The organism is Undibacterium sp. TJN19 (assembly GCF_049339485.1).
Taxonomy (GTDB): domain Bacteria; phylum Pseudomonadota; class Gammaproteobacteria; order Burkholderiales; family Burkholderiaceae_D; genus Undibacterium.
In genome coordinates this window covers 24,291-37,217 of the sequence record NZ_JBMPPL010000001.1, presented here as the reverse complement: position 1 = coordinate 37,217, position 12,927 = coordinate 24,291, and the positions used below count along the sequence as shown (strand labels likewise).

Annotated in this window: 9 protein-coding genes; 3 read left to right on the top strand and 6 right to left on the bottom strand. The window is 52.4% G+C overall.

What is annotated here, in order from left to right; all coding sequences use genetic code 11:
• Positions 1-122 precede the first annotated feature (122 nt).
• On the top strand, positions 123-1,025 hold the full coding sequence (locus tag ACO0LH_RS00150) for an ion channel (protein WP_422939008.1): 903 nt from the start codon (positions 123-125) through the stop codon (positions 1,023-1,025).
• On the opposite strand, the gene ACO0LH_RS00145 is transcribed toward ACO0LH_RS00150, so the two are convergent.
• The gene (locus ACO0LH_RS00145) at positions 1,018-1,419 is read right to left on the bottom strand and encodes a DUF1304 domain-containing protein (protein WP_422939007.1); all 402 of its coding nucleotides are present in this window, start codon (positions 1,417-1,419) and stop codon (positions 1,018-1,020) included. The two genes, ACO0LH_RS00150 and ACO0LH_RS00145, sit on opposite strands and share 8 nt — an antisense overlap.
• A 233-nt stretch (positions 1,420-1,652) precedes the next feature.
• Here ACO0LH_RS00145 and ACO0LH_RS00140 point away from each other — a divergent pair, with 233 nt between their 5' ends.
• The gene (locus ACO0LH_RS00140) at positions 1,653-2,531 is read left to right on the top strand and encodes an HlyC/CorC family transporter (protein WP_422939006.1); all 879 of its coding nucleotides are present in this window, start codon (positions 1,653-1,655) and stop codon (positions 2,529-2,531) included.
• Positions 2,524-4,119 (top strand): apolipoprotein N-acyltransferase, encoded by a 1,596-nt coding sequence (gene lnt / locus ACO0LH_RS00135; RefSeq protein ID WP_422939005.1) that lies wholly within the window; start codon positions 2,524-2,526, stop codon positions 4,117-4,119. Before ACO0LH_RS00140 ends, lnt begins: the two co-directional genes overlap by 8 nt.
• 55 nt (positions 4,120-4,174) lie before the next feature.
• On the opposite strand, the gene ACO0LH_RS00130 is transcribed toward lnt, so the two are convergent.
• From ACO0LH_RS00130 to ACO0LH_RS00110, 5 genes are all read right to left on the bottom strand, one after another.
• Positions 4,175-4,555 carry a hypothetical protein gene (locus ACO0LH_RS00130; protein WP_422939004.1) on the bottom strand — a complete coding sequence of 127 codons (381 nt, stop codon included), beginning with the start codon at positions 4,553-4,555 and terminating at the stop codon, positions 4,175-4,177.
• A gap of 35 nt (positions 4,556-4,590) precedes the next feature.
• Positions 4,591-5,919, bottom strand: a complete 1,329-nt coding sequence (locus ACO0LH_RS00125) for an amidohydrolase family protein (protein WP_422939003.1) — start codon at positions 5,917-5,919, stop codon at positions 4,591-4,593.
• Positions 5,920-6,279: 360 nt separating this feature from the next.
• Positions 6,280-8,010 carry a methyl-accepting chemotaxis protein gene (locus ACO0LH_RS00120; RefSeq protein ID WP_422939002.1) on the bottom strand — a complete coding sequence of 577 codons (1,731 nt, stop codon included), beginning with the start codon at positions 8,008-8,010 and terminating at the stop codon, positions 6,280-6,282.
• A gap of 516 nt (positions 8,011-8,526) precedes the next feature.
• Positions 8,527-10,653 carry a TonB-dependent receptor plug domain-containing protein gene (locus tag ACO0LH_RS00115; RefSeq protein WP_422939001.1) on the bottom strand — a complete coding sequence of 709 codons (2,127 nt, stop codon included), beginning with the start codon at positions 10,651-10,653 and terminating at the stop codon, positions 8,527-8,529.
• Between the two features lie 164 nt (positions 10,654-10,817).
• The gene (locus tag ACO0LH_RS00110; RefSeq protein WP_422939000.1) at positions 10,818-12,917 is read right to left on the bottom strand and encodes a TonB-dependent receptor plug domain-containing protein; all 2,100 of its coding nucleotides are present in this window, start codon (positions 12,915-12,917) and stop codon (positions 10,818-10,820) included.
• Positions 12,918-12,927: the final 10 nt, after the last annotated feature.

Sequence of the window (12,927 nt, the reverse complement as noted above, 5' to 3'; positions counted from 1 at the left end):
GCATCAATAATTCATCGCAAGCTTGGCGAATTTAAACGACAATATAAGCTTCATAAATTTATCCGGCACGAACCCCTCCCGGTTCTTCAAGGATAAAAATAGTCAACGGAAAGCACCTCAACATGACCCAACACAAACCACATGGCCGGCGCATCAGCATGGGAGGACGTGCTGTCATTGCCTATGGTTTGCGTACCCAGTTCTGGCAAGATCTTTACTACTATGCGATGACGTCCAGCTGGCCCGTTTTTTTTGCTGGCGTTGGTGCCGTGTTCCTGGTTTTGAACCTGTGTTTCGCCTCTCTGTTCATGCTGGGTGACAACCCCATAGGCAATTTGCATCCCAACAGTTTCCTCGGGGCGTTTTTCTTTAGCGTCGAGACACTGGCAACGGTGGGGTATGGTGACATGCATCCGCAAACCGTGTACGGCCATAGCGTTGCCACGCTGGAGATTTTTGTCGGCATGGCCAGTGTGGCGTTGATTACCGGCGTCATGTTTGCGCGCTTTTCGCGGCCGCGTTCCAGCATCATTTTCGCGGCACACCCGGTCAGTCACGTGGTGGATGGCAAACGGGTACTATTGGTAAGGCTGGCCAATGCGCGCATGAATATCATCAGTGAAGCCACTGCCAAAATGCGTCTGATGCGCGATGAAAGTTCTCCGACCATGGGCAATTTTCGCAAGATCATCGACATGAAGCTGGAACGCGAACAGCATCCCATCTTTATCCTCGGCTGGACGGTGATTCATGTCATCGATGAAAGCAGCCCGCTGTTTGGCCTTGATGCAGATGCCCTGCACAAACTCAGTGCTTCACTGATACTCAGTGTCGAGGGTGTTGATGACACCACCAACCAGCCGCAAAGGGCACGTCACTATTACCCTTGCAGCCAGATACACTGGAACCATCGCTATGTCGATGTGTTTGAAAATAATCACGATACTGTCCAGCACATCCACTATTCTCGCTTCCACGATTCTGAAGAAATCGTCGATATGCCGGAAAAGCAGGCCGCTACCTGATGTGCAGGAAGACTAATGCCACCAGAGCCGGTGCCGCCTGTATATAAAGTATGCGGCGGCTGACAGAGTAGGCGCCGTAAGCACCGGCAATGATGACGCATGTGAGGAAGAAAATCTTTACATGAAAACCTTCACCGCCACCCATCAACACGCCCCAGATCAAACCTGCTGCCAGAAAGCCGTTGTATAAACCCTGGTTTGCCGCCAGCACCTTGGTGGTTTCTGCCTTCTCGGGCGTATTGCGGAAGGTACGCAAACCCATGGGTTTGTCCCACAGAAACATTTCAAGTATCAGGAAATAAATATGCAGCGCGGCGACGATGCCGGTCAGTATGTTGGCGATGAGGTACACGGTTTCTCCTTGTTGTGTCGTTTCATGTACTGTAAGTGACATTGCTTTCTTTTGACAGTGTTGAAAGTGACACATTTGTCCATTTACGGGTTGTTATGGGTTTTTAACTGCCTGACATACGTAGATGACCCCAGAATGACTGGTTTTCATATAGTCTGAATTAAAGTTGGAGATTGTAAAAATTATTATTTTGTTCCACTAAGCGCTGCAAAATTTGGGAAACCACCTGCATTTGTTGTATTCTGTAGGATTGAAACAACGGCGTTATGCCTATTATGCAAGAGCACTCTAGTAAGGTCAGGCCAACTGACCTTAAACCCCATAGGTCATTGTTTGAACGATTGACCGCCCTGATTTCCCCTGAACCTGAAAACCGCGCCGAATTGCTGGAAATTTTGCATGACGCGCAAGAACGCAACCTCATTGATGCCGATGCACTGGCAATGATAGAAGGAGTGTTCCAGGTATCCGATCTGTGCGCGCGCGACATTATGGTGCCGCGTGCACAAATGGATGTCATCGACCTTTCCAACCCGATAGAAGAATGGATGCCTGAAGTGCTGAGCACCGCGCATTCCCGCTTCCCTGCGGTGGATGGCGACCGCGACAAGGTCGTCGGCATTCTGCTGGCCAAGGACTTATTGCGTTATTACGCGGCTGAAGCCTTTGATGTGCGCGAAATGCTGCGTCCCGTGATTTATATTCCAGAGTCAAAACGCCTCAATATCCTGTTGCGCGATTTTCGCGCCAACCGTAACCATATCGCCATGGTGGTGGATGAATATGGCGGTGTCTCCGGCCTGATCACCATAGAAGACGTGCTGGAACAAATCGTTGGTGATATTGAAGACGAATATGATTTCGAGGAAGAAGAAGACAATATCCTGTCGCTGGAAAGCAAGGGTAACGGCAAACGCTGGCGCGTCAAGGGTCTGACCGAAATCGAGCATTTCAACAGCGTGCTGGGCACGACCCTGTCATCGGAAGAGGTCGATACCATCGGTGGTTATGTCGCCAATTATGTCGGTCGTGTGCCGCATATGGGTGATGAATTCTCCATAGGTAATCTGTTTTTTGAAGTTTTGCGTGCAGATGCCCGCGAAGTGCAGATGTTGCTGGTAGAAAATCGCCCGACCATACGGCCAGATGATTAAATCTGCCATGACGCCGTTGTCGGCATTATCCACATTATCGTTACGTTCATCCTTCCTGCTGATGTTGCTGGCAGGGGGATTGAATGTCCTGTCTTTTGCCCCCTTCAATTTCTGGCCGGTACAGGTGCTGAGCCTGGCCTTGCTGTTCACCCAGATTCTGCGTGAAGACAGCCATGCCAGGTCACCAAAGCAGGCTGCCCTGCTGGCCTGGGCCTATGCGTTTGCCTGGCTGGCAGCGACAGTTTGCTGGCTGGTCATCGCCATGACACGCTTTGGTGGCTTGCCCTGGATGCTGTCGTCACTGGCGCTGGCCCTGTTGTCGGCTGCCCTGGCAATGTATGCAGCGGCGGCCGCTTACCTGGCGCAAAAACTGCGGCAGCGCTGGGGCCTTGGCAGGCTGGCCACAGCCTTGTTGCTGCTGCCTGCCTTGCTGACGTTGGCAGAATGGCTGCGCATTGCCTTTTTAACGGGTTTCCCCTGGACTATTTCCGGTTACGCCCATACCACCAGCCCGCTGGCGGGTTTTGCACCTCTGATCGGTGTATTGGGCCTGGGCTGGCTGAATGCCATGCTGGCAGCGGTGTTTGCCCTGTTGTTTATGGGGACAGTCAGCCGCACACAAAAAACGGCACTGACCGGTTTTGCCCTGGCAATCTTTGCCCTTGGTGTAGGCTTGCAGGCAGTGGAGTGGACTAGGCCTTATGGCAAGCCCCTGCAGGTACGCCTGCTGCAAGGCAATGTCGCGCAGGATATGAAATTCGAACAGGCTCATCTGAACGAATCGCTGAGCTTGTATCACGACATGCTGCTTGCCGCGCCAGCCGACCTGGTGGTTACGCCAGAAACAGCTCTGCCCATGTTGACTTCGCAACTGCCGCCTGATTATCTGCCGGCATTGAACGCCTATGCACAACGCACCGGCATTGCGCTGGTGGTGGGTGTTGGCGTCTATGATGGTGGTGATGTGTATTCCAACAGCGTACTCGGTTTGTCGCCGCAGTATGCAGATAAGCCTTATCGCTACGATAAGCATCATCTGGTGCCGTTTGGTGAATTCATCCCGCCGGGTTTTCGCTGGTTTGTCAAAGCGATGGCGATACCCATGGGCGAATTTTCCACCGCTGGGCCGATACAGCCGGCGATGAAAGTAAAAGACCAACTGGTCATGCCCAACATCTGTTATGAAGATCTGTTTGGCGAAGAGATTGCCGCACAGTTGTCGGCGCAACATGCAGCAGGGCAACCCATGGCCAGCATTTTACTCAATGCCTCCAACCTCGCCTGGTACGGGGAATCTTATGCCATTGCCCAGCATTTGCAGATATCCCAGATGCGTGTGCTGGAAACCGGCCGCCCCATGCTGCGCGCTACCAATACGGGGGCGACGGCATTTATCGTTCCGGGGGCAAAGGTCGAGGCATTATTGCCGGTCAATACCAAGGATAGTCTGAGTGTGAGCGTGCAGGGCAGGCAAGGCATGACGCCTTATATTTTGCTGGGTAATGCCAGCGTACTTGTACTGGCATTGCTGAGTATCTTGCTGGCCTTCTGGCTGAGGCGACGTGTGACAGTTATCGCCCCGGCCTGATTGCTTCTGCTTATTTTTTTATTTTTGCTTACTTATACTACTGGATTCCAGCTGCTCAGCGCGTTTTGGTGCTGGCGATCGTCGCATCAATATCGGCCAGGCATTCACGGCCACGCTGACTGATGACGAGTTTGTCTGTATCCGGCACGGCTTCTACATGACCCTTTTTACCAAGGAAGGTCGCGACCGGGCCGGGCAATACGGTTTCCGGGTCGTTCGCAATGGCGCGCAAACCATCTATGCATTGTTTGATGAACAGGGTTTGCCTGCCGGTATCTGTCAGCTCCAGTCCACCGTCCTTACGATGTGCCATCAGTTTGATGCCGGTCAGGCGTTTGGCATTGCGGCTGATACAGGCATTGGGTTTTGCTGCACGCGGTAATTTGCTCAGTTGCTCCAGCGCATCATATTCGTCGATTGATAATTTGTGGCTCATTGCTGCTTTCTTTGTGTCTTGATGGATGTAAATGTTTACTGTGCTGATGTTTTATAAGTTTTACCGCTGCGCATGACAAAACGCACCTTGGTCAAAGTGGTGACATCGGTCAATGGGTCGGCATCAACGGCAATCAGATCAGCGAATTTGCCAACCTTGATGCTACCGACTTTATCTTTGATACCCAGCAAATCGGCGGCGCTGATGGTGGCAGCCTGGATGGCCTGCATCGGCGTCATGCCATATTTGACCATGTAGTAAAATTGTCTGGCATTGTCGCCATGCGGGTACACCCCGGCATCAGAACCAAACGCCATGCGCGCACCACCTTGCAGGGCCGCACGGAAATTGTCACGCTGCTTCTGGCCGATTTCTCTTTCTTTTTCCAGTGATTCAGGCAGGAAACCGGCTTTTTCACCTTCTCCCAAAATATAGTCATCATTATAGATGTCCATGACCAGCCAGGTGCCGCGCTGTTTCGCCATCCTGATGCCTTCTGCATCAATGAGGCTGCTATGCTCTATTGAATCAACCCCGGCGCGGATGGCATCATTGATGCCGCTGGCGCCATGTGCGTGGGCAGCGACCTTGCGCCCCAGTTTATGTGCTTCTTCGACGATGGCCTGCATTTCTTCCAGCGTATATTGCTGGGCACCGGGCGTATCACCTTTTGACAAGACGCCACCAGTGGCGCAAATCTTGATCTGGTCAGCACCATATTTGGCCATTTCCCTGACCTTGCTGCGTGCTGCCCACGGGCCATCGGCTACACCTTTGCCTACATCATTGTATTCAGGTGGCAGGAGGTTATTGTCGCAATGCCCACCCTTGATGCCCAACGCATAGCCAGACGCCAGAATGCGCGGACCAGGAAAATCACCATCGTTGATCGCATCGCGCAGGGCGATATCAGAAAATCCTTCCGAGCCAACATCGCGCACCGTGGTAAAACCGGCATTCAATGTATCGCGTGCGGCTTTTACACCATATAACGCAGCGCGTATATTCGACACACCCAGTGAAGCATAACCATGCATGCGCGGATTGCTCGTCAGATGCGTGTGTGCATCAATCAGGCCGGGCAGCACCGTGGAATTTGACAGATCAATCAGTCTGGCACCAGCCGGTATCGGTGTCCCGGCGACTGGCACGATGGCGGTAATGCGTTCGCCGCTGATGACAATCAACTGGTCAAGCAAGACTTTACCGGTTTCCACATCAATCAAACGACCAGCCTTGATGGCGGTGATGTCGGGTGGCAAGGCTTTTTCTTCTGCCTGTATCAGGCCAGAACCCAAAGCACCCAGCAAAAGCCCGCTGCAAAACAAGGTGTGCAGTACTTGCTGTAAGCGGCTTTTTTTCATGCTGGTTCTTTCTTTTATCAATAAAAATGGGCTTGTGCTGCGTGTGTGTTGCGTGTGTGTTGCGTATGTGTTGCCTATGCGCTGCGTATTTTTTGTACGAACAGCCCCGCCAGGGCCGGTCCATTGTCTTGTCTGATTTTGAGGGAATATAACATAGGGATGAGCAGATCAGATGCTTACTCTGAGCTAGCCACGGCGGGTCGGCCTGGTTGACGGCAAATTGTGATCTGACAGATACATACCAAACCAGGTTAATGACCTTTGCGTGCATCAACCTGGCTTCGCACTCTTATTATGTTGTCACTGCTTGCCTTTGCCAGTGTGGCACTGGCAGGCTGCGTCAAAAGCGGTAGCAGGTATTTAAAATTCTTCCCACGCATCATTGCTGTTATTGACGCCGGCAACCCGTTTTGGAACGGCAGGCCTGATACGCTCTGTCGTGATCGCCAGTGCTTTTGCGCCCGATTTTTGCGCGAGGCTAGCCAGCTTGCCGGATTGGTTATAGATACTTTCAGCCAGTGTGCTGCTGACAGAATTACCTTCCCGGTTGCCCAGTTTGAAAACGCCAACCAGTTTTTCCAATGTGCTGGCCTGGTTTTGCATGGCTTCTGCGGCGGCAGCTGATTGCTCAACCAGTGAGGCATTCTGTTGCGTCACTTCGTCCATCTGGACGATGGCCTGGTTGATTTGTTCTATGCCCGAGGTTTGTTCCAGGCTGGCTGCGGTGATTTCTGAAATGACCGCCGTAACCCGCCTGACACTTTGCACCACTTCTTCCATGGTGATGCCTGCCTGGTCAACCAGCCGGCTGCCGGCATCGACTTTTTCTACCGAGTCACCGATCAGTGCCTTGATTTCTTTAGCGGCCGCTGCAGCGCGTTGCGCCAGGTTACGCACTTCGCTGGCCACAACGGCAAAGCCACGCCCCTGCTCGCCAGCGCGCGCGGCTTCTACTGCGGCATTGAGGGCCAGGATATTGGTTTGAAAGGCGATGCCTTCAATGACGCCGATGATGTCGACGATCTTTTTCGCAGAACTGTTGATGTAGCCCATGGTTTCCACCACTTGTGCCACCACAGTACCCCCGCGCTGGGCGATATCAGATGCTGACGCCGCCAGTGCATTGGCTTGGCGCGCATTGTCTGCATTCTGTTTGACGGTCGATGTCAGTTCTTCCATTGACGATGCTGTTTCTTCGAGCGAGCCTGCCTGTCTTTCGGTACGTGAAGACAAATCCATGTTGCCTGTGGCGATCTGGGTAGATGCTGTCGCAATCGTGCCTGTTCCATTGCGTACTTCACCCACAATGTTGATCAGGCTTTCATTCATGCGCTTGAGTGCCATCAGTAACTGACCGGTTTCATCCTTGCTGTCAATGTCGATCTGCGATGTCAGGTCACCTTCCGCTACCTTGTTGGCCAGTACCACCGCCTTGTGCAGGGGGCGCGTAATCATTCTCGACGCCATGTAGGCAAGCAGGCAACTGACGAGGACACCCACACCCGCCAGTATGATGATGATCCATTCAGTTTCTTTCACCATCGCCTCTGCATCCTTACCCGCGATCTGCATCAATTCACTTTGATGGACAATGAGGCGGTCAAGAATATCGAAATACTTAAGCTGTATGGGGCGCAATTCAGTCAGCAGAAAAGTCTTGGTATCATCAATCTTGTCTTCATGTGCCAACTGGATGAATTTGTTTTTTCCTTGCAAAAACTGTTGCCTGATGGCAGTCAGGGCTTTCATGTCTTTGCGGCCGCGGGCAGAGGTAATCATCTTGTCCAGCTTTTGCAGCGCGTCAGAAATCACCACGGTGGATTTATCCATATTCGCAAATTCTGCCTTGATAGTATCCGCATCCGTCATCAACAGGATATTGCGCATGTTTCTAGCAGTCTCATTGAGTTCACTCTTGATAGTATTGGCCAGTACCGTCTTGGGGTAACGGTCATAATTCATTAAATCGATTTCAGTTTTCAGGTTGCCAACGCGCAAATAAGCGACGGCGGAAATCATCACCAGCAATACAACGATGAGGGAAAAGCTCAGGCCCAGCTTTTGCGCAATTTTTAAATTTTTGATATGCATTTATGACTCCCAAATATTCGCCAAAACTTGTGAACAAGGATATTTTTTGCATCTGTCACGAAAGGTACATTCCATGTAGACCGGACAGGCAAATGAATAGCGAAAACTTGGTTTATTGTTTTATCAGAGGAGAAAACACTTGCATGGCGTATCCTTTCAATTTGACGGCGCGCACAAAAGCACAGCCTGCCTGGTGGGCGGCTTTAAGTTTCAGGTTTGTTTAACAGTTCAGTTTAACGACAGGCGGGGGTCGCTATAAAAAGTACAAAGGAGGGACAGTATGGATGTGGCTTTGCAAGCAGGACAATAAATCGCAGGTATCGCATACATTCTTTAATTTACTTAATTTGTAATTCAGTGTCAAAATAATTACTATTTAAGGCAATAACAAGAATAATAGAAATTTATGATAATGCAAGATTGAAGTTGATATTTAAATATCTTTAACGAATGCAAGCAGAGCTTCTCTGCTCGCAATCCATCAATGAAGACAGGCAGCTGTGGCCTGGATATACATCACAACTTGAGCATGACCTGAACGAACAGGCTGCGGCCGGGCAAGGGAATATCATTGACTATACTGCCGGGGGCAAAGCTGGGGTCACGTGCATCTGCATTGAAGAGATTACGTATGCCGCCAGAAACTTCCCAGGCTCCCGCATTGGTACGCAGGCTCAGGTCCACGGTCTTATAGTCGGCAATCGCGGGCCGCGTATCACCCACGGTACGCTTGCGGTCTGCTACCCAGTTGAATTGGGGTGTCAGCATCCATGATGGTGCAAATTGCCAGTCTGCCCGTGCGTAGACGTGGTGATGCGGCGCATATCCTGCATCCTGCCCGGTTGCTTCATCGACATTATGCTGATAACTGTAGTTACCCGAAAAACGTAGCTGACTGCCGGGTTGCCAGCTCAGCTCGGTTTCCATGCCATGCCCTTCCTGCTCAGTCGTGTTGGCATACGAGCTACCAGTGCCCTTGATAGGGTTGGACACCAGGCGTATCAGGTTTTTCATTCTGAATTTGAATACATTGAATTTGACTTGCACATCGTTGCGTGCCTGCCAGACCAGTGCAGCTTCCAGGGTCTTGATGGTTTCAGGCTGTATAGCCGGGTTACCACGCTGAGTAGGGTTATTGATACTGTACAACTCGGAAAAAGAAGGTGCGCGGAAGGCCTCGCCATACAACAGTTTGGCAGTCAGGTTGTAAGCCGCATCCCATACCAGTGCCAGGCGCGGGTTGGTGGTGCTGCCGACGTCGGAGTAACGGTCATGCCGCACGCCTGCGGTCAGGTTCCAGTCGGGGGCGAGTTGCCATTCATCCTGGAGATAAAAGTAATCGATCTTGCGGCGGTGCGGCTCCAGGAAAGCCAGGGCACCGGTATACGTCTGGATGGGGCCTGCGGGTTGTGGCAGGCCGGCCGCGGTAATCGTGAAGTTTTTGAATTCATAGGTATCGTACATATTGAGATCATCATGACCCAGACCGATACGCAACTGATGTTCACGCCAGCCCGAATACACGGCATAAGCGGAAGTACGGATCTGTCTTTCAGATGTATTCGGTGCACCAATGATGCCATCAGGGAAATTACCCGTAGGGAAAGTCACACCTGGCGGATACAGCACGATAGGTACGGGAATGCGCTGCAAATACTGCATGAAGCTCGCATTGAAACCCAGACCCCAGTCCTGGCCAAAGTGAGCATCGCTCCATGACAGATCAGAGATGATGCGTTCGCTTTTCAGCTTGCCCACCGGGTCCAGCGCCGATGATACGCCCGTGCCTGTGCCCAAATTGTCCCGTATGATCAGGCTATTACGCCAGCGCCATTTGTCATAACTCAGATCAAGATTGGCATCAATCGCATCATAGCCATTGTTCATGGGGCCAGGAGCGAGGCTGGCTTTGGTACCAAACAGGCGGTCCAGCCCGGTCTGCGCATCGACGGTAATCAGGTCTTTATTGCCCGCGGTCTTGCCGCTACGCAAATAGGCAGCCACATCCACGCTGCCTATCTTGCTGCCATGCTGTATCCAGACATCGCGGGTAGAAAATGAACCGGCGGTGATACCAAATTCTGTTCCCTTTATTTCGGCGGCGGTCTTGGTAATGATATTGATGACGCCGCTATAGGCATCCGCCCCATAAAGTGCAGAGCCTGGCCCGCGTATGATTTCGACGCGAGCCACATTTTGCAGAGGGTATCCACCCCAGAAGCGCGATTTGCTGCCAGTGATCATGACTGTCAAGGGCACACCGTTCTGCAAGACCAGTATCTGCGGGTTGAGTTCGCTGACGATACCCCGTACCACATAGGCCGAAAAATAATCTGCGCCAAACTTCTCCACGTGCATGCCGGCGACACTTTCCAGTACCTGGTCAAGATCAGTCGCCCCCATGGCGCGGATGTCGGCAGCGGTGATCACGCTGGTAACGGCAGGTGCCAGACGCAGGGATTTCTGGCTGCCAGTGGCAATGCTGACGGTGAGCTTGTCGCCATAAATGGCTTTCAGGTCATCATCTTCATCAACGGCGTGGGCGGGCACTGCCACGCCAAGGCCCGCAAGCAAGCTCAGGCATGCCAGTGGCATGACAGGCAAGCGGTTTGTCAGTGCTGTCGCGAGCTTGAATAAGCGCATTCTTCTCTCTTGTATGTTCAACGCATCTGGCACGGAAGCGGCATTATATTGATCATAGAGCGCTGTGGGCAGGCTGTCATGGCTTTCTGTAGGGCATGAATCCACTTGACACATATTTTCACCGAATTTCAAGTTTAGTGTGGCATGCCTGCATCAAGCTCGCTTTATAATTTATACACAGCTTGCAGATAAATGGTTCGGGGTGCGACCGGCAAGTCGTTCGGTATTGCCAGCCCGGGCGCAAGACTGGGTTCACGTATATCGGCATTGAACAGGTTGCGCACCGTAGCAGAAAATTCCCAGTTGCCACGTCCCCTCTGCGTACGCAAGCTTAGATCCAGGCTGGTGTAATCTGCAACAGGCGGGCGGTTGTCACCGGCTGCACGCTTGCGGTCAGCCACCCAGTTTAACTGTGGGGTAAGGGACCAGGTTTTATTGATCTGCCAGTCTGCACGCGCATACAGATGATGGTGGGGGGCGTAACCGGCATCAAGCTGGCTGGTTTCATCGAGCGAGTGCTGATAAGAATAATTGGCAATCAGCTTCAGGTCTTTATGCACGTCCCAGTTCAATTCTGCTTCCAGACCATGACCACTTTGGTTGCCGGTATTAAAGAAAGTGGCACCTGTCCCAGGCACATTGTTGGGCACGGCGCGGATAATATCCTGCATGTTGTAGCGGAACACATTCAGGTTCAACAGTACATCTTTATTGGCCTGCCAGGCCAGTGCCAGTTCACTGGTGGCGATGCGTTCTGGTTTCAGATTGGGATTTCCATTGGCAACCGGGTTCAGGCCATTCGACTCATTAAAGGCAGGCGCACGGAAAGCACGGCCATACAAGAGCTTGGCTGTCAGGCTATGGCTGGCATCCCATACCAGCGCCAGGCGCGGGTTGCTGGTACCACCAAAATCGGAATAACGGTCATGCCTGACGCCTGCCGTCATGGTCCAGTCTGTTGCCAGGTTCCATTCATCCTGCACATACACATAATCATTTTGTCGCCGCGTTGGCAAGATGTGCGGCTGGATAGTGCTGTAATCCATGACTGATCCGGTGGGGATGGGAATGCCAGCCGGGCTCAGCAGAAAATTCTTGATTGTTTGCGTGCGGTACAGGTTGACATCGTCATGACCCAGACCCAGGCGTAACTGATGGTCTGCCCAGCCAGTATAGCTGGCAAAGGCAGATGCACGGAATTGCCTTTCCCAGCGCGAAGGACCACCTATCATACCGTTGGGGAAAACCCCGGTGGGTAACCTGGCACCCGGCGGCAAGAGCTGGAGACTGCTTTTTTCTGTGTAATACATATAGCTTAATGTGCTGCCCAGTGCCCAATCCCTGGCAAAGACAGGCTCGCTCCATGACAGGTCGCTGGTCAGCCTTTCCGTTGCGCCAGTACCGACGGGGTCAAGCGCTGAAGAAACCCCGGCACCAGTTCCTATGCTGTCGCGTGCCAGCAGGCTGGAACGCCAGCGCCAGTTGCCATAGGCCAGTTCCAGATTGGCATCAACGGGCTTGTTGCCAGTATTGACATGACCCGGAGCCAAGCTGGCCTTGGTGCCAAACAGCGTGTCGTTCCTGCTTTGTGCATCAGCACTGATGATTTCCTTTTGTCCATCGGTCGTGCCTGCGCGCAGGTAGGCCGCGACTTTGAACACGCCCCATTGCCCACTGTGCAAGACCCAGGCATCCCGCGTGTTTTCTGAACCCAGGCCCGCACCCACATAAGTGCCCGGTATTTCATCTGCGGTTTTGGTAATGATGTTGATGACACCTGAAAAAGCATCGGCACCATACAGGGCAGAACCAGGCCCCCGTATGACTTCAATGCGCGAAATATTTTCAACAGAAATAGAACGCCACAGCATTTGTCCCTTGTCACCGGTGTAGGCGGTCGTCATCGGGATGCCGTTCTGCAATACCAGTATATGCGGATTGGTCACACCGCCCCCGCCTATGCCGCGCATCACATAAGCAGGAAAATAGGCAATCGCGGCACGACTGACATGCATGCCGGGTATGATTTCCATGACCTGGTCAAAATCAGTAAAACCTTGCGCACGGATGTCTTCGGCAGTAATGACAGAAGCCACTGCCGGTGCACGTCTCAGGCTAAGTGGTTTGCCGGTAGCAATGCTGATGCTGGATTTGTCGCCATAAATCAGGGCCAGGTCTTCCTCCTCATTGCTGGTGGTTGCGCTGGCTGCAAGAGCTGGCAACGCCAGATGCAGGGCCAAGATAAGACGTGAGCAGAAGTGCATAATCTCTTTC

Excerpts from the sequence above, each read along its gene's own strand:
- ACO0LH_RS00150 (WP_422939008.1), top strand. The coding sequence starts at position 123 with ATGACCCAACACAAACCACATGGCCGGCGCATCAGCATGGGAGGACGT.
- ACO0LH_RS00145 (WP_422939007.1), bottom strand. The coding sequence starts at position 1,419 with ATGTCACTTACAGTACATGAAACGACACAACAAGGAGAAACCGTGTAC.
- ACO0LH_RS00140 (WP_422939006.1), top strand. The coding sequence starts at position 1,653 with ATGCAAGAGCACTCTAGTAAGGTCAGGCCAACTGACCTTAAACCCCAT.
- lnt (WP_422939005.1), top strand. The coding sequence starts at position 2,524 with ATGATTAAATCTGCCATGACGCCGTTGTCGGCATTATCCACATTATCG.
- ACO0LH_RS00130 (WP_422939004.1), bottom strand. The coding sequence starts at position 4,555 with ATGAGCCACAAATTATCAATCGACGAATATGATGCGCTGGAGCAACTG.
- ACO0LH_RS00125 (WP_422939003.1), bottom strand. The coding sequence starts at position 5,919 with ATGAAAAAAAGCCGCTTACAGCAAGTACTGCACACCTTGTTTTGCAGC.
- ACO0LH_RS00120 (WP_422939002.1), bottom strand. The coding sequence starts at position 8,010 with ATGCATATCAAAAATTTAAAAATTGCGCAAAAGCTGGGCCTGAGCTTT.
- ACO0LH_RS00115 (WP_422939001.1), bottom strand. The coding sequence starts at position 10,653 with ATGCGCTTATTCAAGCTCGCGACAGCACTGACAAACCGCTTGCCTGTC.
- ACO0LH_RS00110 (WP_422939000.1), bottom strand. The coding sequence starts at position 12,917 with ATGCACTTCTGCTCACGTCTTATCTTGGCCCTGCATCTGGCGTTGCCA.